The sequence below is a fragment of the Eubacterium sp. 1001713B170207_170306_E7 genome (assembly GCF_015547515.1).
In the GTDB taxonomy this organism is placed as follows: domain Bacteria; phylum Bacillota; class Clostridia; order Eubacteriales; family Eubacteriaceae; genus Eubacterium.
In genome coordinates this window covers 131,872-152,620 of sequence record NZ_JADMVE010000001.1, presented here as the reverse complement: position 1 = coordinate 152,620, position 20,749 = coordinate 131,872, and the positions used below count along the sequence as shown (strand labels likewise).

Below are 20,749 nucleotides of genomic sequence, written 5' to 3'. Positions count from 1 at the left end.
CTTCAGGCCTGCCCTTCCATCGACTTACAGGCGACAATATCCACGCCGCAGTCCACGATGTTCGAGATAATGACCTCGCCCATTTTAACCGGGTGGTCCAGGCGCACTGACTTGATCGCGGTCATGGCGTCCAGCATTTTTTCCTTTGGCATGGGCTCCTTAGACTTGATGGGGATCAGGCATTCCTGACCGCCGCAGCGCACCAAAATGGTGCTGGTGAGCATTCTTTCAGGGGCTACCAGTTCCTTTTCGGCAAATTTGATCCCGCGCTTGCAGGTGTTTCCTTCAACCTTGACGGCCTTATCGCCGTCCACTGTCACGACCAGGGCGCAGCCCGACGGACAGGTTGTGCAGCACATTGTTACTTCTTTCATATTTTTACGCCTCCTTTACAGTCACTACCAAGGGCTCTGTAAGCGCCTCCAGCTGCTCTGCTTTCAGCTTGATTTCTTCCATGATACTCGGGATAAATTTCCGGGCTTTCTTGCTTTCAAAGACTACCTCGCCGCCGCTTGTGATCACAGCCCTGGCGCTGTCCACCGGGCGCCCCACGCGGAACTTGACAATGACGTGGTCATTTTCACCTTTATAAATTTTTGAAGGCACAGTGTAACGCACAAGTCCTTCCGGCTTGACAGCGATGGCGTCTCCTTCCTTCGCTTTAGCCGCCTTGGCGTAACGGGCAGCGCTGGCGCCAGCTTCTTCTGCCTCCATGGTAACATTGTCGACGAGGTCGTGGACATGGAGCACGTTACCGCAGGCAAAAATGCCCTCTACGCTGGTTTCAAGCGAGTCGTCGACCAACGGACCGTTGGTAATCGGGTTCAGCTTAACGCCTGCTTTTTTGGAAAGCTCATTTTCCGGAATCAGACCAATGGACAGTAATAATGTATCACACTCTATGATTTCTTCAGTCCCCTCTATTGGCTGAAGGTTTTCGTCAACCCTGGTGACCTCAATGGATTCGACCCGGTCACTGCCGTTGATCTTGGTAACCGTGGTGGACAGGTACAGCGGAATATCAAAATCGTCCAGACAATTTTTGATATTCCGGTACAGGCCGTTGGGGTACGGCATGAGCTCGTAAACGCCCACAACGTCGATCCCCTCCAAGGTCAGGCGTCTGGCCATGATCAGGCCGATATCGCCCGAGCCCAGAATGACCACCCTGCTGCCCGGTTTAAAGTTTTCCATATTCACGTAGCGCTGTGCCAGGCCTGCCGTAAAGACGCCGGCTGGTCTTGATCCCGGGATTTTAATCGCTCCTCTTGTCCGCTCACGGCAGCCCATGGCCAAAATCACTGCTCCCGCGTTAAAAATAACTGTGCCTTCTTCATTGATCGCTGTAACCTTAAGGTCACCTGTAATATCCAGGACCATGGTCTTTAAATAGCAATCAATACCGGCTTCTTTGGCTTTATTAATAAACAGCTCGGCATATTCCGGCCCTGTCAGTTCTTCTTTAAAGTACTGAAGACCAAATCCGCTGTGTATACACTGGTTTAGGATACCGCCCAGCTCGTCGTTTCGCTCGATGACCGCTACCCGGGCGCCGTTTTCCTTTGCTTTAACCGCAGCGCCCAGACCCGCAGGGCCGCCGCCGATAATGACTACATCATAATCTAAAATTTTCATTGCTCTACTCTCCTTAACCCTTCAGTTTTCCAAACAGTACCTGCGAAGCCTTTTCCTCGAAATGGACTTCTTCTTCCGGAATCCCCAGCTCTCTGGCTAAAATCTGCATGACGCGGTACTGGCAGAAGCCGCTCTGGCAGCGGCCCATACCGGCTCTGGTCCGGCGTTTAACAGCCTCAACGGTTCTGGCGCCCACGCCCTCGTGAATGGCGGCGACGATTTCGCCTTCGGTCACGGTCTCGCATCGGCATACAATCCGTCCGTAGGCCGGGTCTTTGCGGATAAGCTCGTCCTGATCCTCGGCGGACAGCTCGCTGAAATCCGGTGCCGGCTCGCGGTAAGGATTATAGCCCTCGCGGTCCTTGAGCTCAAGGCCTGCGTTGGCCAGCAGATCGCGGACATACTCAGCGATGGCCGGAGAGGAGGCCGCACCTGGCGACTGGATACCCGCCGCATGGATGAAACCCGGCACGGTTTCAGACTCTGCGATGTAAAAGTCGTTGCCATTGTCCAGAGCTACAGGGCGCTGGCCGGCAAAAGTACGGATAATTTTGCTGATGTCGATATCGGGTACCAGATGTCTGGCACCGGCAATCAATTCGTTAATACCTTCAGCATCGTTGGTCACATCCTCCTTGTCCTCTTTCATGGTGGCTGTGGAGCCGATGAGAGTGTTGCCGGAGACGGTTGGGATCAGTGCCAGACCCTTGGTTTCCGGACTCGGGCAGGGAAACATAACCGTGCTGACGGGAGTGGAGAGTTCTTTGTCCAGCACACAGATATTGCCGTGGCGGCCCTGCACGCGGTATTCGTGAATGCCTGCCAGGGCGGCCACATCATCGGCGTGTACACCGGCGGCGTCGACCACATAGCGGGTTCTGTAGTCCCCAGCTGAGGTGCGCACAGTAAAGAGGCCATTCTCGTCCCTGGTAATGCCCTGAACTTCGTGGTTTGTTAAAATATCAGTGCCGTTATCCTTAGCGTTGTCGGCAAAGGCGATGGCGACCTCGAAAGGATCAATCATGGTGGTGGTGTGGGCCAGAAGCGCCCCCACTGCCGCCGGGTTCATGAACGGCTCGCGGTTTCTGAGCTGTTCGCTGTTGATTTTTTCAACCTGATCGACACCATTAACCTTGGCGTTATCTAAAAGCTCATCTACCTTTTTCAGGTCGGCGTCAGAGTATGCGACAACCAGGGTGCCGGTATGGCGTAGACCAAAGCCCAGCTCCTTAGAGAGCTTCGGGTACATTCTGGCTCCCACTGGGTTCAGCTTGGCCTTCAGGGTGCCCGGATGCGGGTCGTAACCCGGGTGAACCACCCCGCCGTTTCCCTTGGTGGCGCCAATGCCCACGTCCATTCCCCGTTCCATCAGGGCTGTTTTCACATCGTACTTTGCCAGCTCATGGGCGATCCCGGTACCGGTGATGCCCCCGCCGATAATGATTACATCATAATTTTTCATTACATACTCCTTAACTTTACTCTTTAATACGCGTTTAACCACTTAGAATCTATTTTTAAAACTGGGCCTGGGCCATAGCACAGCGGCTTCGGCCTCTGGCTATTTTTTACCGCATCAGCATGCCGCCAGTGGCGTCAATGGTGGTTCCGGTCAGGTAGGCTGCCGGCTCGGAGGCCATGAACACCACAATCCCGGCGATGTCCTCGGGCTCGGCCACACGGCCCAGAGGGATACGGCTTTCGTAGTAGCCTGGCTTGTTCTCGCGGGACGCTTTGGTCATGTCGGTGGCCACGATGCCCAGGGCAATTCCGTTGATGGTGATCCCCTTGGGGGAGAGCTCTCTGGCCATGGAGATGGTCAGAGCGACCATGCCAGCCTTGCTGGCCGCGTAGTGGGCATGACCTGTGGTGGAGCCATTAAAGGCTGCCTGGGAATTGATGTTGATGATCCTACCTGGACGCCCCTTCGCCAGATTGGATTTGGCAAAATACTGAGAGGTTAAAAACGGCCCTGTCAGGTTAACATCCAGCGAGCGTTGCCAGTCCTCAAGCGGGATTTCATGGCACCAGCCCTGGAGCCAGATACCAGCGTTGTTGACCAGAATGTCCAGATCTCCCAGAAGCCGTTCGGCTTCCTGCATAAAGGCCAGCGTGCTCTCAGAGGATCCCAGGTCCGCTGCCAGCGCGGTGGCCTTGACACCATAGCTTTCCGCTTCCTTTGCCACTTCTTCGATGGCGGCTCCCATGCGGCTGGCGCAAATCACGAGGTTAACCCCTTCCTTTGCCAGTCCCAGTGCAATGGCTCGTCCCACGCCTCTGGAGGCTCCGGTGACCACTGCATTTTTTCCTTTTAATTTTAAATCCATTTTTGCACCCCTTCTTTGTCAATTGAAAATTGAAAGTGGAAAGCGGGCCGCTTGACGCTGCGCCTTTCCATTTTCAATTTTCAATTCTTACTGTGAGGAGATGAGATGCCGATTCGGCGCCCCATCTCCTGGCTTAAATTTTACCTCAACCAAAAATTCACTTTTCCGTCCGAAGCTTCTCAATATTCGTCCCAGATCGGGTCCAGGGCTTCGATGACTTTTTTGTACCGCGCGTATTTTTTGTCGTAGTCGGCAAATTTTTCCGGGTTTGGTTCGGCGGTGTACATGATGTCGACCATGGACTCAGATGCGGACTGGAAGGAATCAAAGGTTCCGGTGGCGATACCGGCGCAGATGGCTGAGCCTAAGGCGCCAAGCTCCTGGCTTCTGGCCACTTCAATAGGCACCTGCAGGATATCGGCAAACATCTGAACCCAGATTTCGGATTTGGCGACGCCGCCGGCCATACGGATCATCTTGGGCTGGTCTCTGAACTTGAGCAGCTTTTCGATGTGGTATTTGTGGCAAAACACAATGCCCTCGTAAACTGCGCGCAGCAGGTTTTCGCGGGTGTGCCAGGACTGGAGACCGATAAAGGCGCCCTTGGCGTTGATGTTCACATTGCTGCCGAACAGGAAGGGCAGAAATACCACGCCGCAGTCCTGGTCGCCAATGCCATCCACACACTGGTTGGAGTATTCGTAGATGTCCTTGTCTCCCAGGTTTACGTCCTTCAAAATCTCTGCCAGGAACCACTCGAGGTTGCTGGCGGAGGTCGGGCTGCCTTCCAGGATCATCCAGTAGCCCGGCATGGTGTAGATTGAGGTCATGAACAGGTCCTTATCCACCACTGGCTTTTTGCTGATGTACTCGTTAATGCTCCAGGTCCCTGCCACCACACACATTTTTTCTTCGTCGGTGATGCCCACCGCCATGGCGGAGGCGTGGATGTCCATACAGCCGCCGGCCACTGGTGTTCCAGCCTTTAGGCCGGTCAGCCCTGCCACGTCCTCGGTGATATAGCCGCAGATTTCGCCGGAATACTTGAGCGGCGGCAACTTGTCATAAATGCTCTCGAGGCCCATGTCGGCCAACAGGTCTTTGTCGTAGCAGACGTCGCGGACGTTCATGAGGCTGGAGCCGGACATATCAGCGATTTCTCCGTAGGCTTCTCCGGTCAGCTTATAGCGGATATAGTCCTTGCACATGAAAATCCACTGAGTGTTTTCCAATACGTCCGGGCGGTTGTCCATGAACCAGCGGAGCAGCGTGGTCGGCTGGCCAGCCCATACAGACTGCATGGTTTTTGGCAGGATTTTTTCAAAGGTGCCGTCCTTCATCCAGTCGATGGCGTACTGCTTGCCTCTGGAGTCGGTAGAGATCATGCCGTTGTACGACGCTCTCCCATCATACCCCATAAGGTACATGCCGTTGCCGTGGCCAGTGGCGGCCACGCCCAGCACTTCCTCACCGCTGATGCTGGACTGCTCCAGCACTGCGCGGATAGCGCCCACATTGGCGGCCCACATTTCTTCACAATCTCTTTCGGTAAAACCAGGCGCTGGCTGGTACATTTCTGTTTTCCGGCTGGAAACCGCGATTTCCTTACCGTTCAGGTCGTACAGCGCCGCCTTTGTCATTGTCCCCCCGTTGTCTAAACCAAGTAAATATTTTCCCATTGTTTTTAACCCCTTTCATGGATCTATATTTTCGGCTTCTAGCCGATGGTTCACAATTTCCCGGGCCTGTCTGCAGGTCCGGTCCCCCAAAATAATACGAAAAAAATCCTGCTTAATAAACCCACAGTCTTACACCCCCTGTGCACTGTGTGTCTATTAAGCAGGACTCACCAAAAACCATCCATGCATGATTATTTTGTTTTTAAAAGTTTACCAGAAAGCCTTTTTGCTGATGGTGATGCCTGCGAAACCGGCACGCTGTACCTTTTCGATCATCTCAGCGGTCTGGATAAAGCCTCCTGCCAACAGCGGAATCCGGGATATCCGTTTCAGCTCGTCGATAAAACCGAGGGCCGCTACGGCGGGCAGCACTTCGGCTGCGTCGACCTTAGCGGATTCCAGAATCCTCAGGCTGGTGTCAAAGCCCCTTGAATCGACAATGAAGAAACGCTGTACGGTTACCAAGCCGCACCGCCTGGCCATGCCGAGCTTGGTACTGTCGGTCGACATCACGCCGTCCACCTTGTAATAGTTTTTCAACAGCTTCATGCCCACCTGGTCCCGTCCAAAGCCTCCGAGAAGCTCCAGGTTTACCCAGGCGTCCTTGCCATTTTGGTGGACCATCTCCACCAGGGACTGCAAATTGGCGATGTTGGCTTCAGTCAGAAGGACAATGTCCCGCGCGCTCTTAAGCGCGAACTCAAGGTCATTAAGCCGCCGTATGGACGGAATCATTTGAAATTTTTCAAAGTCAATTTTATTCATAGTCACTCACCAATTGTCTAAATATTATCACAGAAAAATGAAAGCGTCAACAGAAAATTTAAAAATAAAAAAAGCCCCGAAGGGCTTTTTTTAGAGCCAGTCTTTTGATTTTTCGACGGCTTTACACCACTGGGCGTACAGGGCTTCGCGTGTCGCTTCGTCCATCTGCGGGGTAAAGACGCGGTCGGCTTCCCACAGGGCCTTGATCTGGTCTTCGTTTTCGAAAATGCCGCAGCCCAGACCAGCCAGGTAGCAGGCGCCAAGGGCGGTGGTTTCAATATCTTTTGGTCTTATAACATTACAGTTCAGGATATCGGCCTGGAACTGCATGAGGAAATCGTTTTGGGCGGCGCCGCCGTCGACTTTCAACTCTTTGAGCTTGACGCCGGAGTTCCGTTCCATTTCTTCGAGCAGGTCGCGGGTCTGGTACGCCATGGATTCGAGGGCCGCGCGGGCCATTTGTTCCTTGGTGGTGGCAGCGGTGATCCCAATCATCATGCCGCGAGCGTTCATGTTCCAGTGCGGCGCACCCAGGCCGGTGAAGGCTGGTACAAAGTACAGGCCGCCGTTGTCCGGAATGCTTTCGGCCATAGCTTCGGTGTCCGCTGCTTTTTCACAGATGTTAACCTTATCGCGCAGCCACTGGATAACCTGTCCAGCGATGAGAATGCTGGCGCCCATGGAGTATTTGACCTTGCCGTCCTTGCCCCAGGCAACGGTCAGCAGGCCTTTTTCGGTTTCCGGTGCTTTGTCGCCCGTAAACATGAGCGGAACGGCGCTGGTGCCGTAGGTATTTTTCGCGGTTCCTTCTTCAAAACAGGCCTGTCCAAACAAAGCGGCGGACTGGTCGCCGGCAATCCCGGTGATTGGGATTTCAGCGCCAAACCATTCAGGGTCGGCGTAGCCAAAGAGGCCTACGGATTCCTTGACTTCCGGGAAGATCTTCCAGGGCAGATCCAGCATGTCCATAAGCTCGTCGTCCCATTTCAGGTCGTAGGAATTAAAGACCATGGTACGGGCCGCGTTGGAATAATCGGTGGCGTGTACCTTGCCCTTTGTCAGGTTCCACAGCAGCCAGGAATCAATGGTGCCAAAGAGCAGATCGCCGTTTTCGGCTTTTTCCTGGGCTGCCGGCACATTGTCTAAAACCCAGCGGATCTTGGTAGCCGAATAGGTGGGGTCGATTACAAGACCTGTCTTTTTATTGACCATATCGTTATAGCCCTTTTCGATCAGACCCTGACAAATTTCGGTAGTACGACGGCAGCCCCAGACAATGGAGTTGTGCACTGGCACGCCAGTGTTCTTATCCCACAAGGTGGTGGTTTCACGCTGGTTGGTAATACCGATAGCAGAGATGTCTTTTCCTTCCAGACCGGCTTTCTTGATAGCGTTGCGCGCGGTTTTCAAGGTCACATTCCAAACAGTCAGACCACTCTGATCCCACCAGCCAGACTGCGGGAAGAACTGTTCGTATTCTTCGTAATCCAGCGCAATGGCTTTCCCCTGTTCGTTGTACACAATCCCCCTTGAACCAGTGGTTCCCTGGTCCATAACCAAAATATACTTACTCATACTTACAACCTCCTAATAACTCATAAATTATCTTTTCAAAATTGTATATCATAAAATCAGATTTGTAAACGCTTGTTTTTTAGAAAATCAAAATCTATCCCGCTGAAACGCTGATAAACACTTGTTAAATTTGCATTTTATTTTTTTTAGAACAAGAAAAAAAGAGCCCTGAAGGCTCAGATTATATAAAAGATTTGGCCGTGGAGAATCTCAATGCTCTGCCACGGACAAAAGGGTCCTGACGCTGTCAAATGCGGTCTGGAATCAAAGCTCTTTTTTAACAGCCGGTCATCAACGCGAAAAAAATCAAATTCAAAAATAGTTCTAAATTGATTCTTTGCTTCCCGCAGAACGTCTTTTCACTACTTGGGTAAAAGACGCCGCCCCTCTGGCGGCATAAAGGTGATTCCACCTCATCTGGTTTTCCAGGTGTAAAAGCGGGATTTTTAATGTCCCGCGAGCTGGAGAAAGACATACATGAGCAGCACGCCCAGGATGATCATATAGTTGACATGGTGCTGTTCCTCATCCAAGTAGATTTTGGGGAGCAGCTCGTCAAATACCAAATAGAGCATGATGCCGCCGGTCATGGCAAGAAGAACCCCCTGAAATGCAGTTGTAATAAATGGCATTAAAATCAAATAACAGACAACAGCCAGCAAAGTCTCTGCCACGGCTAATCCACCGATGAGCAGAAGACATTTTTTCTGACTGCATTCAAGGGTTTCAAGCTGGGCGATGATGACAAAACCAATGGGAATATTGTGTAGACCAATGACAATGATCATAAACCAGGCCAGCACCAGATCTGCATTTCCTGCAACCAGAATGGATAAAAGCTCAAAAAGACTGTGGAACCCAAAAGCCGCTAGAATAATATACACAAGCTGATGATGTCCATGATGTTCCCGCTCGCCAGGCACCAGATCATGATGGTGCTGAACCGGGATCATTTTTTCAAACAGAATAATAAAAAGGGCTCCGCCGGTCAAGGCCGCCGCCACGACCCACAGCGGAGCGTCGAAGGCTTCCTCCAGGATTTCGTGAGCCTCGGGAATGATGCCAAAAAAGATAATGCCCAGCAGTAAACCGCCGGACAAGCCCAGCAAAAGACCAATGCTTTTTGGATATTTTTTGTTTAAGGTGACAAATATATAGCCGCCCACTAGCATCATAGCAGCGGCTACTAAAACGCCAAAATAGATCTGTATCATAAGAACTCCTGTTGTTTTCTTCGTATTATCTTAATTATAAGCCCTTTTTGACGGGTCAAAAAGAGAAAATATTGCGTTTTTGGAGATGATCTGTTTTAAATATACCCCAAATAGGATATAATAATACCGAGGTGATGATATGAAACACGAATATAACAAATTAGTACGAGACAAAATCCCTGATATCATTCGAGAAAGCGGCAGAAGCTGTGATTACAAAATTCTTAGTGATGCAGAAGTTTTAGATGCCTTGAAGGATAAGCTTATCGAAAAGGCCAATATTTTCGCCGAACGTCCTTCTGAGGATGAAATCTCCGATATCTACGAGCTCATCGATGCCATTGTGGAAAAATTCGACTATGAACCCATGCACATTGACTATCTCAAGCTCCAGAACAAGGAGAGCAAAGGCACCTACTCCGGCAACACCTTCCTGATTTCTGCGGATGACGGGAAATAAAGCCTCTATGGAAAATCAGCATTAAAAGCAGGCAGTTTTGTCTGCTTTCTTTTTTTACCCTTTATGCGGTAATTAAAAACGCATTCTCGATATGGTTAACCGTATATCCCCTTTCGAGGCTTCCCAATATCTCGACCACATCAAACCGTGCATTCCAGTTAAAAAGATCATTCTCCTGCAGATACCACAAGGCAGTTTTGGCGAGCCGCTGCTGCCGGCGATAGTCCACAGCCTGAGCCGGGGTGCCGTAAGCCTCAGTGGTACGCAGCTTGACTTCGGTAAAGACCACAGTCTCTCCAATCTGGCTGATCAGATCGATTTCCCCGGTTTTTTTCCGGTAATTGCGCGTCAGGATCACATGACCTTTGGCTTGCAGGTAGCGGGCCGCCATGTCTTCGCCATGGTCGCCCTTTTGTTTATTATATTTCTTCATAAGGCCTGCTTTGCGCTAGACAAAGTTCTGGACAAAGGACCGCCTGTGGATCGGAGTGAGCCCATACTTTTTAATGGCAGCAATATGCTCAGCAGTGCCGTATCCCACGTTGCGGTCAAAGCCGTATTCGGGGTATTGCGCGTGGTATTCGTGCATAAGCCGATCCCGATAAACCTTTGCCACGATGCTGGCCGCAGCAATGGAGTAGCAAGTAGCATCGCCGTGGATGATACTGCGGACTTCGGTCTGCGCCTCGATGGTGAGTGCGTCAATAAGCATGAGTTCGGGCTGGGGATCCAGCTGGCTGATCGCCTCGCTCATGGCGCTTTTGGTGGCCTCCAGTATATTCATGGCGTCAATCTGCTCCGGGGTACGCAGGCCAACGGTAATGGATAGGGCCTCTGCCCGAATCTGCCTATCCAGGGCTTCGCGCATTTTGGCGGAGAGCTTTTTAGAGTCGTCCACGTACATGATCGCTGAATCCTTTGGAAGAATAACGGCCGCGCAGACCACCGGGCCCGCCAATGGGCCACGCCCCACCTCATCGCTACCGCCGATGATCTGGTAGCCCTCGTCGTAACACTGCAGCTCAAAAGCCTTCATCCTGGCGGTTTTCTCGAGGATGGCGCAGTGCTTATCGTAATAACGCTTCAGAGTCTGAGCCTGTTTTTTAATGACGGCACGGCTGTCCTGTGAAAGTATCTGTGCCAAGGCAGGATATTCATTGATATCTGCACTCTGCCACAGTTCTTTAACAGCCTTTGCCGTCATGTTTGCGATTTGTTCTGGGTTAACGCTGGTCAATGGTAATTCTCCCAACCTTTCCGTTTTTAAAGTCGTTCAGGAGCATTTCGCTGGTCCTGAAGTAGTCGTACTCGCCCCCGCGCAGCAAAAGACCGCGGCTCTTCGCGATGGCGTCGAAGATTTCGGGCAAGCTTCTGCCATCCAGGTCAATTTTGTACAGGGCGGCCACATCCTGCGGATAATGGTCGACCAGAAATTTGAGCAGGTCAGCTGCGATGTTTTCTTTTTCAAAAACAGTATCCTTGATAGAACCGATCCAGGCCAGGTGAAAACCGACCTCGGGATCCTCAAACTTAGGCCAGAGAATACCGGGTGTATCGAGCAGCATGAGGCCATCGGGTGCGGTGAGCCACTGTTGTCCCTTAGTGACGCCCGGCTTATTCCCGATCTGTGTCTTCTTCTTGCCGATCAGGCTGTTAATGATGGTGCTCTTGCCCACGTTGGGAATTCCACAGATCAGACATTTGAGCTGCTTTTTATCCTTGGGGTTAAGACCTCTGAGCTTTGCTACCAGCTCGGGTTTTTTCTTGGAGTCAAAGGCGTTATAAAGCATGACCTCGTCAATGCCATCACGGCCCTTCAGATAATCAAACCATTTCTGGTTCTGGTCGGGATCGGCCAGGTCAGCCTTGTTCAGCAGCACCAGGTGTTTTTTATGCTCGGTATACTGGTTGATATCGGGGTTCTTGCTGGCTACAGGCAGGCGGGCATCCAGCACCTCGACCACAATATCGATAAGCTTGAGCTTCTCTCGAATCTGCCGGCCGGCCTTGGCCATATGGCCTGGGTACCACTGGATTGCATCGTTCTTCTCCATATCAGCTCACCGATCCAAACTTGTCAAAAGGCCAGAAGCGGAAGAACACATGTCCGACAATATCCTTCTGATCCACAAAGCCCAGACTTGTGAAGCGGCTGTCCGAGCTGTTGGCCCGGTTATCACCCATGACAAAATAGGTTCCCTCGGGCACGGTTACCTCAGGAAAATCGCCGTAGGGATCGGTATTGACGTAGGGTTCGTCGATGGGCTCCCCGTTAACATAAACCACCTGATCCCTGATGGAGATGGTGTCTCCTCCTTTGGCGATGACACGCTTGACATATTCTACACTGCTTGAATAATTTAAAATCACGATGTCGCCATAATCGGGCTCGCCCAGACGGTACTCAATTTTATTGATAATAAGGCGGTCGCCGTTTTCCAGCGTGGGATGCATAGAGCTTCCCTGCACCAATACAAAATCAAAAAGAAACATCTTGATGACAAAGGCCAGCACCACAGCAATGATGATGGATTGTATCCATTCTCTGGCTTCGGAATGTTCCTTTTTGGCATTGCGGTCTTCATTCTGACTCACAGAATCACTTCCTTTACATACAAAATAAGGGGCCTACAGGCCCCTTCGCGTTTTTACCGTCTTTCTTTGACTTTAGCTGCTTTACCAACTCTGTCGCGCAGGTAGTGGAGTCTTGCTCTTCTGACCTTACCGCGTCTGGTAACTTCAATTTTGTCGATTTTTGGTGAGTGTACCGGGAAGGTTCTTTCGACGCCTACGCCAGAGGAAATCTTTCTTACGGTAAAGGTTTCTTTAACGCCGCCGTGTTGTTTTTTCAGTACAACGCCTTCAAAAATCTGAATTCTTTCACGCTTACCTTCAATAACGCGGACGTGAACCTTGACGGTATCCCCTACGTTAAATTCCGGTTTTTCTGCTTTCATGTTTTCCTGTTCGATCTTTTTAATAATATCCATCTCACAGCCTCCTTCAGTTCGTTTTTTGATGTTCGTATATGAAGCCCATACAGAGGACCATCTCTTGATTTCGCATACTATGATAGTATACCCTAAAGCAAAATGTTTGGCAAGCTGTTTTTAAAATTTTATATTCCTTCTACGCTTACAGCAATTAAATACTGTCCTCTGCCAGGTCTATACCGTAAACAACCCTGCAAAGATATGCTGCATGACAAAGCCGATAAACTGATCAATGGTCATATCGCCCGGTTCGTTCAACCATTTGGTAATGGCGGATAGAAGGCCGGAAAGGTAAAATTCGGATAGAAGAGCCTGCTCTTCCTCTTTCAGGTCTTTGGTGGAGATAAGGTAGCGGTTAAGCAGGGGCCAGATTAACTCCTTGAGACGGGTGCCGAAGCTGGGATCACCCCGGTCACTCAGCAGGACGGACATATAGGCCGAGTAGCGCTGTGTGAGCTCGACGATGAGCCCCATATGTCCAGCGAAATCCAGACCTTCCTTCTGGGGCAGTGTATCGTGGATCAGCTGGCGGATGGCTTCTAGCAGTTCCTCCTCGATCTTGGTAAAAAGGTCGTAGACATCCTTATAATAAAGATAGAAGGTGCCTCTGTTATATCCAGCGGTATCGGCTATCTCTTTAATGGTTATCTTCTCGATGGGTTTTTCTTTATAAAGCTCCCAGAAGGCTGTTCTGAGATTTGCTTTTGTCTGTTCTGTGACTTCAGGTTGTTTTCTCACGGGATCATCTCCTTTTTGTAATCATAGCACAACAACATGTTGTATTCAACAATTCACTTTGTTTTGTTCATTGATACCGCCTGTTTTAACCTCTATAATAAAGCTATAAACACCATGTTGTTCACAACGGAGGCAGACAACCATGAAAAATGCATTCCTTAAAGATATCTGGCGGACAATCCAGAAAAGCCGCAAACGCTTTTTTTCCATACTCATGATCACAGCTCTTGGGGTCACCATGCTCACAGGGCTTAAGGCCGCCTGCGACGACCTGCGCTATTCGGCGGACCATTTTTTTGATACCCAGAACCTTTACGACATTTCGGTCATGTCCACTCTGGGGCTGACCGATGAGGATGTGGCTGCGCTCTCGCAGTTGGACGGCGTCGAGACTGCTGAAGGCTCCTACAGCGAGACAGTTTACACCCAGGTGGATGACAAACGCCAGAACGCTGAGGTCAAGGTGCTGAGCGCTAAAGGCATGAACGAGCCTTATCTGCTGGAGGGCGTTCTTCCGCAGAAGGCAGATGAGATCGCTGTGACTCAAAAATACATGAAGAACACGGGTAAGGCTCTGGGCGACGCTCTCACTATTGAGGAAGATTTAGAGACCGCTGTGCTAGAAGACAGTACCGGAGACACCGACGAATGGGCCGAGGATTTTGAAGACAAGGCTGAAACGCCTACCTTTGCCAATACCACTTATAAGATTACCGGTGTGGTTCTGGACCCCATGGACATCAGCAACAACGAGGGCGCCTCTGCCTTCCGTTCCGCCTCTAACACAGATTTTACCTTTTTTGTCACTCCTGATGCCGTTGAAAGCGATGTCTTTACCGCCGTTTACTTGACGCTCACAGACAGCCGCAGCCTTATCTGTTACTCCGACGTGTACAAGGACAGCGTCCAACGGGTCATTCAGGCCATTGAGTCAAAGATCAAAACCGACCGCGAACAGGCGCGCACCCAATCCGTTACCGGTGAGGCTGCAGACAAGATCACTGATGCCGAGCAAAAAATGAACGAGCAGTTTGAAATGGCTGAGACCGAGTTCTCCGATGCCGAAAAAGAGCTGGCTGATGGGCGACAGAAGTTGGCTGACGGCCTGCGGGAACTGGAGAACGGGACCCGGGAGCTGGCTGATCAGGAACAGGCTGCCAATGCACAGTTTGAGGCAGCACGTCAGAAAATAGACGACGGCTACGCCGAACTCATCGCCAACGCCGCCAAGCTTAAGGACTACAGCGCCCTGCTGGATGAGGGTGAGGCACAGCTGAGCCAGGGGCGTGAGCTTCTGGCCCAAAAGCAGTCTGAGGTAAATACCCAGTTGCAGAGCGCCCGCAACCAGCTCGACGATGAGCAGGCAAAGCTGGATGCTGCCCAGGCAGACTTAAACATACAGGCGGAGGCCTTGTCTACCACGTTTGGGCCTGCCTGGCCCTCCGGGCAGTGGGACGTCTGGCTCACAGCGCCTGCGGAATCAGCGACGGATGCACAGGCAGCCTTTATGACTGCTTTCACACCTGTGCTTGATAAGGCTGTGCAGGCCCTCGACGCGCAGATTTCTGCCTTGAACCCGGATGACCCGGATGATGCCTCCCTTCTGGCAACGCTTCAGGCTCAAAAGGCCCAACTTCAGGTGCTGCCGAAAGCCATTCCCCAGCTGGCTGGCGGTCTGCGCCAGCTAAGCGAGGGCCAAGTGGCCCTGGATAAAAACCGGACAAAGCTGGAACAGCAGCAGAGCGAAGCTGACACCCAGTTTAAGGCCACGGCCGACACGCTGGACCAGAACGCTATACAGCTCGCAGCTGCCCGGGCTCAGCTGACTGTGGGCCGGGCTCAACTGCAAAGCGGCCAAAACCAGCTGGACGCCGGTGCAGCCGAGCTGAACGCTCAGGAGGAAAACGCTCGCAGACAACTGACTGAGGGGCGCCAAACGCTGGAAAACGGCCGTCAGGAGCTGGTCGACGGCCAGGCTGAGCTGGCAGACGGTCAGACTGAATTGGAAGAAAAAAAGCAGGAATATGAGGATGCCAAAATCAAGGCTGAACAAAAGCTTTCGAACGCCCGTGCCAAGCTGGCAGACATCGACACTGCCAAATGGTATGTCCAGGACCGGAGCGCTCTCGGTGGTTATGCCAGCATTGAAAGTGACGCTGGCTCCATCGAGGCGGTCGGAACGGCTTTTCCCATTGTCTTTCTAGTAGTGGCGGTGCTTATCAGCCTAACTACCATTACACGTATGGTGGAGGAGGAGCGAGGACTTATCGGCACCTATAAGGCCCTGGGCTATCGGGATGCCGCCATTTACAGCAAATATCTGCTCTATGCCTTTGCGGCCTGTCTGGCCGGTGGGATTCTGGGAGATATCTGCGGCTTTATCCTGCTGCCCAAATTTGTATTCACAGTTTTCCAGATGCTTTACATGCTGCCGGAATACCTGTTCCAATTTAACCTGCTCTATGGTCTGGGCGGCGTACTGTTATTTACAGTGAGCATCTCCGGTGCCGCGGCCATTGCCTGCCGTACCGAGCTGATCCATATGCCCGCTGTGCTCATGTGTCCCAAATCGCCGCGCACTGGTTCCCGGGTACTGCTGGAGCGCGTTCCTGCTGTCTGGAACCGTTTGTCCTTTTTAAATAAGGTGACCATGCGAAACCTGTTCCGCTATAAAAAACGCCTGTTTATGACTGTAGCTGGCATCATGGGCTGTACCGCCCTGGTACTCTGCGGCTTTGCCATCAAGAACTCCGTTAATGACCTTATGCCCAAGCAATATGAACACATTTACCAGTACGACCTCATGGCTGTCACCGCGGCAGATGATAATACCGAGGTCATGGACCGTCTGTCCGGAGACAAAAGCATCGCGGAATTTATCAATGTGCAAACCGGCAATGTCAAGCTGAAAAAAATCACTGATGGACGGGAGGAAAAGGTGCAGCTTGTTGTCGTGCCCGACGATCACTCTCTTGAAGGCTATATCTGCCTGGAAAACACCAATGGCTCTCCGGCTGCTCTGCCGGAAAGCGGGGTGTTAATCACTGAAAACGCCTCCCGAATGCTGGACCTGAAAGCTGGTGATACGCTCTTTATCCAGGATGATCAACTCGTCCAGAAGGAATCAACGGTCTCGGGAATTATGCGCAACTACCTTGGGAATGCGGTTTATATGCGCCAGAGCGTTTATGAGGCAGCGTTCGGCACCTACGAGCCCAATGCCGCCCTCGCGCATCTCTCAAACGCCTGCACCGACCATATGGCCTATGCCGATACCCTTGGCCGTCAGGATAAAATGCTGTCAGTTTCGAGCACTGCCGAGCTCAAGGAAAGCTTTTCTTCAGCCTTCTCTTTGGTAAACTCGGTGGTGTACCTGATTACAGGCATGGCGGCCGGCCTGGCCTTTATCGTGCTGTTTTCCCTGTCCTCCACCAATATCTCGGAGCGGACGCGGGAACTCGCTTCCATGAAGGTGCTTGGTTTTTACGACAAGGAAGTTCACCTCTATGTGAATAAGGAAACGCTCCTCCTCACCCTTATCGGCATTCTGATGGGCCTTCCAGTTGGCCGCGCACTGGGCGGCAGCCTGACCTACGTGCTCAACATGCCCTCAGTCCACTTTGCCGTCTATGTTGAGCCCATCAGCTATGTCTTCACAGCGCTGATCTCCTTCAGCTTCGCGCTCATCGTCAACCTCATAACCAACAGGACCTTAGATCATATTGATATGATTGATTCGCTTAAAAGTGTGGAATAGAAACATGACAGAAATGCACCTTTTTATCCTGTATCCTTTCTTAAATGCACCGAAATTGTATCTATTTTGTATCAAGAGTGTGTTATACTTAGCAAATCCTAATACATCAGTGTTTGGACTTGTGTATAATCGATAGATACAAGCAGGAACAAAGGAGTCACGGATATACGATTAAGAAAAAAGGTGCTCAGTGTTGTTTTAGTTTGTCTGATCATTCTGATTGGGAGTGGTGCGGTCTACTGCTTCAGCATTTTGCGGGGGATCTCTGGTAACCGGCTGGATACAGGCCAGCTCCACATTAACCAAAAGCTGGATAGAGACGTCTCCAATATCGCTGTTTTTGGCCTCGATGGCCGCGATGATGTTGACGGTAACCGCTCGGACTCCATCATGCTAGTCACCGTCAATTACAAAAACGGCAATGTCAAGGCTACCTCCCTCATGCGGGACTTAATGGTCAAAATTCCCGAAAGAAAAGAGAACGGCGTAAGCTACGAAAAGGTCAACGCTGCCTATGATTACGGCGGTCCTGAACTGGCCATACAGACCTTGAATGAAAAGCTGGACTTAAATATTTCGGACTATGTTTCCATTGATTTTAATTGTCTGGTGGATGTGGTCGACGCCCTGGGTGGGGTCGAGATCAATATTCCCAACGAATCTGTGCTCCACTGGACAAACCAGTATATCATGGATGACAATGACAAGGTGGGAAAATCCGACCCATTTCTTACACAGACGGGCGTCCAGACTGTTACCGGAATCCAGGCTCTGTCCTTCTGCCGTGAGCGCTACAGCGACAACGACTATATGCGCACCAAGCGTCAGCGGGAGGTCTTTGAGCAGATTGCCCAAAAGCTTTTTAACAGCGATATTTTTACAGATCTCAATCTCCTCGGCAAGGTTTATCCCTATGTGCAGACCTCGCTGCTGCTTAAGGATATGACGCGCTATGCCAAGACTTTCATGTCGCTTAATAGCAAGAGCTTTGATGGCTACAGGGTTCCCCTTGACGATTATTCCTACGGTGATATGATCGACGGGGTCTGGTACCTTGTACCCGACACGCTGGCCGACAATGCCATTGTACTGCACAAGATTCTGTACGGCAATGACTCGGGCTACACCCCCTCGGATGATCTCATGAAGATCAGCGATACCATCGCCGAACAGACCGGCGGCAAAACCGGCGTTACCATTGACATCAGTGCCCCTTTTGAGTGTTATCTAAAGGATTCTGACAACGAAAATGTAGTGGTGCCTGTAGAGGACGCACCGTAAAAAAAGGTATCCCAAGGCGCTTAAGCCGCTTTGCGGATACCTTCTTTATTTTATGGTTCTGTCTGAGGAAATATCTTTTTTAGTGGTTGCCTTTTTGTTTCCAGTAAAGGACGCCCAGACCTGCTGCCAGCAGCAATACTGCGGATGCTCCCAGGATCATGGCTGCTCTGTTTTCATCTATTCCGGTGCCGGCGTTTTTATCGGCGGCGCTGTTTTTTTCTGCTTCTTTGCTGTTGCTGCCTGTGTCCGGTTCTCCGTCAGATCCCTGCGCTGCTTTTATCTCAATGCTCAGCCGATAGGTGTTAACCTCGGCGTTATTGCCCCTTGGCCCTGTGGCCTGGGTGGTAAGGACAAGGCCGTCCTGTGAGAACAGATCCTTTGAAACCGACGCCTCTGCGCCCACGGTCTGGCCGGCGGCGGTGATAGTCAGTGTTCCTTCGCCCTCTGTTGTGGGGAACAGACGGATGGCCTCAGTCCCCTCAGGCAGCGTTACCTTTGACCATTCGGTGACCTGCTGGCTTCCAAGGCTCTGTCCTTCTGCATTCAACACCTCGATAGACATGCCTGTGAGCGAGAAGCTGTCCAGATCGGTGGTAAATGCCTTGATCATGACGTTGCCGGTTTGCAAGGCGTTGCCCTCTTTGTCCACGCCATCGGTCCCGTCCTTTGCCAGATCGATCCAGGCTCCATCCTTATATAAAAAGCTCTGGCTCTCTTCAATGTCAGCGATGTAACGGACGGTGTTTTCAGCGGTTTCAACGGTGGCAGATTCATCCTCCGAAGCTACCACTTCCCCGCTTCCTCGCTCAATGGGCGCGTAACCTTTGCCATCTCTGTTTGTGATGGTTTCCATTACCGCAAAGTTCTCACCGGCATTTAAGGAAACCGGTTCATCAAGCACGATGGTATGGTAACCCGCGTAGGGCAGGCTCACGCCTTTCTGCTCTGCTACCAGCTCGCCCGAAGTGGGGTCAGCGGTGCCGGCGGGCACCTTGTAAATGTGAATATCCGCTGTGCAGTCGGGCTCGGCTGTGATCACAGAGACTGCCTGGAGCAGCTCATTTGCGGCTACAGTAAACACATTGGCGGTCATACCGCTGCATCCGGCTTCGGATGGCTTCCGGCTGTCTGGCGATTTAAGCCCCAGATAGTCGTACTGGTAGTTATTGTCATAGGCGAACAGGCCGTCTGTATCGGTATCGACCTGGTAGGAGGTAAAATCACAGACGGACTGATCATAATAGGAAAGATAAAAGTAGCCCTGACGGTCCACAGGTATTTTGTCCTTATTGGCTTCCCAGCCTTCATCTGATTTGTCCTCATAGCTGCCCCAGCTGTTCTTGACAATCCACGCGCCGTCGGCTACAGGCTGGTGTCCTTCATTAAAGTGTCTCACCGAATAATTGTCATCCCAGCCTACAATGCTGACCGCGTGGTTTGCGACAACATATTCATAGGTATAATGGGCCTTGGTTTCCATATTCAAATATCTGTAATCTGGTGCTTCTCCCGGAATTGCGACCGCCGCGCAATAGGAAAGCTCCACCACGCCGTTATTCACAATCGCCTGCTTGATGGCCTCGGTGGCTGCCTGTGAATAGACATATCCCTGGTGGCTCTCCTGATCTGTAAAGATCGCCGTACTTGGCAAAAAATCGATGTTCTGCACCCGGGCGTCCGACATGACCTGCGGATCTCGGATGAGGTTATCTGGCAGGGTCCAGTCTGTGTCCTTCGATTCAGTGTCTCCATCATTCGCCTGATAGGGCGCTGCACTTTCCTTTGCTGGTCCGGACCAGCTGGAAAGTACTGTTGAGCTAATATTGCGGTTTCCACCGAAGTCGAGACGCTTTCCAGCGTTTTTGACTGGCTCTATTCCTTCACCGTGGTCTAGCGTATATCCGAACCAGGCATGGTATCGCTCCGAAAAATCGACATCTTCAGCGGTGCTGCCCGTTGCTTTGATATAATTGGACTCAATCGCCGACAGGGCTCCAAAAGCCCAGCAGGTCCCCCAAGGGGATTGCTGCTTTGTGGTAGTAACATAAGACGGTTCGACCACCCCGTCCCCGTCCAGGTCGGCTTCCCGTAGATCAAGTTTTTCCGGCAATGCGCTTCTCGGCGTGATCCGGTTTTCGCCTGCGGGATAGTTGCTGTAGCCTGCTCCTGCGGTATCACTGCTATAACCGCCAACGATCTGTCCATCAGGCAGCTGCTCCGCTGCGGTCACACTGCCCAGTAACAACGGCAGTGTGACCAGAATGGTCAGAATGACTTTTTTAAAACATTTTGGTTGTCTTCTTGTTTTTGTCTGCACGCTCTTCA

At 51.4% G+C, this 20,749-nt stretch carries 18 protein-coding genes; 3 read left to right on the top strand and 15 right to left on the bottom strand.

Annotated elements, in window-relative coordinates; genetic code table 11:
• Positions 1-2 precede the first annotated feature (2 nt).
• The 8 genes from I2B62_RS00735 to I2B62_RS00700 all read right to left on the bottom strand — a co-directional run bounded on the left by I2B62_RS00735 (position 3) and on the right by I2B62_RS00700 (position 9,195).
• The gene (locus I2B62_RS00735; protein ID WP_195267072.1) at positions 3-374 is read right to left on the bottom strand and encodes a DUF1667 domain-containing protein; all 372 of its coding nucleotides are present in this window, start codon (positions 372-374) and stop codon (positions 3-5) included.
• 4 nt (positions 375-378) lie between these two features.
• On the bottom strand, positions 379-1,635 hold the full coding sequence (locus I2B62_RS00730) for an FAD-dependent oxidoreductase (RefSeq protein WP_195267071.1): 1,257 nt from the start codon (positions 1,633-1,635) through the stop codon (positions 379-381).
• A 13-nt stretch (positions 1,636-1,648) separates the two neighbouring features.
• Positions 1,649-3,097, bottom strand: coding sequence for an NAD(P)/FAD-dependent oxidoreductase (locus I2B62_RS00725; RefSeq protein WP_195267070.1), 1,449 nt, complete (start codon positions 3,095-3,097; stop codon positions 1,649-1,651).
• A gap of 106 nt (positions 3,098-3,203) precedes the next feature.
• Positions 3,204-3,962 (bottom strand): SDR family NAD(P)-dependent oxidoreductase, encoded by a 759-nt coding sequence (locus tag I2B62_RS00720; protein WP_195267069.1) that lies wholly within the window; start codon positions 3,960-3,962, stop codon positions 3,204-3,206.
• A gap of 179 nt (positions 3,963-4,141) precedes the next feature.
• The gene (locus tag I2B62_RS00715) at positions 4,142-5,641 is read right to left on the bottom strand and encodes an FGGY-family carbohydrate kinase (RefSeq protein WP_195267068.1); all 1,500 of its coding nucleotides are present in this window, start codon (positions 5,639-5,641) and stop codon (positions 4,142-4,144) included.
• A gap of 210 nt (positions 5,642-5,851) precedes the next feature.
• Positions 5,852-6,406 carry a glycerol-3-phosphate responsive antiterminator gene (locus I2B62_RS00710; protein WP_195267067.1) on the bottom strand — a complete coding sequence of 185 codons (555 nt, stop codon included), beginning with the start codon at positions 6,404-6,406 and terminating at the stop codon, positions 5,852-5,854.
• 90 nt (positions 6,407-6,496) lie between these two features.
• A complete protein-coding gene (gene glpK / locus I2B62_RS00705; RefSeq protein ID WP_195267066.1) occupies positions 6,497-7,981 on the bottom strand; it encodes a glycerol kinase GlpK in 1,485 nt (494 codons plus the stop codon).
• 446 nt (positions 7,982-8,427) lie between these two features.
• Positions 8,428-9,195: a ZIP family metal transporter gene (locus I2B62_RS00700; protein WP_195267065.1), complete on the bottom strand. Its 768-nt coding sequence runs from the start codon at positions 9,193-9,195 to the stop codon at positions 8,428-8,430.
• Positions 9,196-9,334: 139 nt separating this feature from the next.
• Here I2B62_RS00700 and I2B62_RS00695 point away from each other — a divergent pair, with 139 nt between their 5' ends.
• A complete protein-coding gene (locus tag I2B62_RS00695) occupies positions 9,335-9,655 on the top strand; it encodes a nucleoside triphosphate pyrophosphohydrolase (protein WP_195267064.1) in 321 nt (106 codons plus the stop codon).
• A 61-nt stretch (positions 9,656-9,716) separates the two neighbouring features.
• Here the strand turns inward: I2B62_RS00695 and I2B62_RS00690 are convergent, their stop codons facing one another.
• From I2B62_RS00690 to I2B62_RS20750, 6 genes are all read right to left on the bottom strand, one after another.
• Entirely contained in the window at positions 9,717-10,088 is a 372-nt protein-coding gene (locus tag I2B62_RS00690) for a YraN family protein (RefSeq protein ID WP_195267063.1), read from the bottom strand.
• A gap of 15 nt (positions 10,089-10,103) precedes the next feature.
• Complete coding sequence (locus I2B62_RS00685) at positions 10,104-10,892, bottom strand: ribonuclease HII (protein ID WP_195267062.1); 789 nt, start codon at positions 10,890-10,892, stop codon at positions 10,104-10,106.
• Positions 10,879-11,709, bottom strand: coding sequence for a ribosome biogenesis GTPase YlqF (gene ylqF, locus I2B62_RS00680; RefSeq protein WP_195267061.1), 831 nt, complete (start codon positions 11,707-11,709; stop codon positions 10,879-10,881). The genes I2B62_RS00685 and ylqF overlap by 14 nt, the downstream gene beginning before the upstream one ends.
• A gap of 1 nt (position 11,710) precedes the next feature.
• A complete protein-coding gene (gene lepB, locus I2B62_RS00675; protein WP_195267060.1) occupies positions 11,711-12,250 on the bottom strand; it encodes a signal peptidase I in 540 nt (179 codons plus the stop codon).
• A 53-nt stretch (positions 12,251-12,303) separates the two neighbouring features.
• Entirely contained in the window at positions 12,304-12,645 is a 342-nt protein-coding gene (gene rplS, locus I2B62_RS00670; RefSeq protein ID WP_195267059.1) for a 50S ribosomal protein L19, read from the bottom strand.
• A 177-nt stretch (positions 12,646-12,822) separates the two neighbouring features.
• The gene (locus I2B62_RS20750) at positions 12,823-13,386 is read right to left on the bottom strand and encodes a TetR/AcrR family transcriptional regulator (RefSeq protein ID WP_195267058.1); all 564 of its coding nucleotides are present in this window, start codon (positions 13,384-13,386) and stop codon (positions 12,823-12,825) included.
• A gap of 142 nt (positions 13,387-13,528) precedes the next feature.
• Between I2B62_RS20750 and I2B62_RS00660 the strand changes: the two genes are divergently transcribed.
• Together I2B62_RS00660 and I2B62_RS00655 are read left to right on the top strand one after the other, a co-directional pair.
• On the top strand, positions 13,529-17,143 hold the full coding sequence (locus I2B62_RS00660; RefSeq protein WP_195267057.1) for an FtsX-like permease family protein: 3,615 nt from the start codon (positions 13,529-13,531) through the stop codon (positions 17,141-17,143).
• A 183-nt stretch (positions 17,144-17,326) separates the two neighbouring features.
• Positions 17,327-18,424 carry an LCP family protein gene (locus tag I2B62_RS00655; protein ID WP_195267056.1) on the top strand — a complete coding sequence of 366 codons (1,098 nt, stop codon included), beginning with the start codon at positions 17,327-17,329 and terminating at the stop codon, positions 18,422-18,424.
• A gap of 79 nt (positions 18,425-18,503) precedes the next feature.
• Here I2B62_RS00655 and I2B62_RS00650 read toward each other — a convergent pair whose 3' ends face one another.
• On the bottom strand, positions 18,504-20,741 hold the full coding sequence (locus I2B62_RS00650; RefSeq protein WP_195267055.1) for a lectin like domain-containing protein: 2,238 nt from the start codon (positions 20,739-20,741) through the stop codon (positions 18,504-18,506).
• Between the last annotated feature and the right edge of the window lie 8 nt (positions 20,742-20,749).

Excerpts from the sequence above, each read along its gene's own strand:
- rplS (WP_195267059.1), bottom strand. The coding sequence starts at position 12,645 with ATGGATATTATTAAAAAGATCGAACAGGAAAACATGAAAGCAGAAAAA.
- I2B62_RS00725 (WP_195267070.1), bottom strand. The coding sequence starts at position 3,097 with ATGAAAAATTATGATGTAATCATTATCGGCGGGGGCATCACCGGTACC.
- I2B62_RS00710 (WP_195267067.1), bottom strand. The coding sequence starts at position 6,406 with ATGAATAAAATTGACTTTGAAAAATTTCAAATGATTCCGTCCATACGG.
- glpK (WP_195267066.1), bottom strand. The coding sequence starts at position 7,981 with ATGAGTAAGTATATTTTGGTTATGGACCAGGGAACCACTGGTTCAAGG.
- I2B62_RS00695 (WP_195267064.1), top strand. The coding sequence starts at position 9,335 with ATGAAACACGAATATAACAAATTAGTACGAGACAAAATCCCTGATATC.
- ylqF (WP_195267061.1), bottom strand. The coding sequence starts at position 11,709 with ATGGAGAAGAACGATGCAATCCAGTGGTACCCAGGCCATATGGCCAAG.
- I2B62_RS00700 (WP_195267065.1), bottom strand. The coding sequence starts at position 9,195 with ATGATACAGATCTATTTTGGCGTTTTAGTAGCCGCTGCTATGATGCTA.
- I2B62_RS00735 (WP_195267072.1), bottom strand. The coding sequence starts at position 374 with ATGAAAGAAGTAACAATGTGCTGCACAACCTGTCCGTCGGGCTGCGCC.
- I2B62_RS00690 (WP_195267063.1), bottom strand. The coding sequence starts at position 10,088 with ATGAAGAAATATAATAAACAAAAGGGCGACCATGGCGAAGACATGGCG.
- I2B62_RS00715 (WP_195267068.1), bottom strand. The coding sequence starts at position 5,641 with ATGGGAAAATATTTACTTGGTTTAGACAACGGGGGGACAATGACAAAG.
- I2B62_RS00720 (WP_195267069.1), bottom strand. The coding sequence starts at position 3,962 with ATGGATTTAAAATTAAAAGGAAAAAATGCAGTGGTCACCGGAGCCTCC.
- I2B62_RS00660 (WP_195267057.1), top strand. The coding sequence starts at position 13,529 with ATGAAAAATGCATTCCTTAAAGATATCTGGCGGACAATCCAGAAAAGC.
- I2B62_RS00730 (WP_195267071.1), bottom strand. The coding sequence starts at position 1,635 with ATGAAAATTTTAGATTATGATGTAGTCATTATCGGCGGCGGCCCTGCG.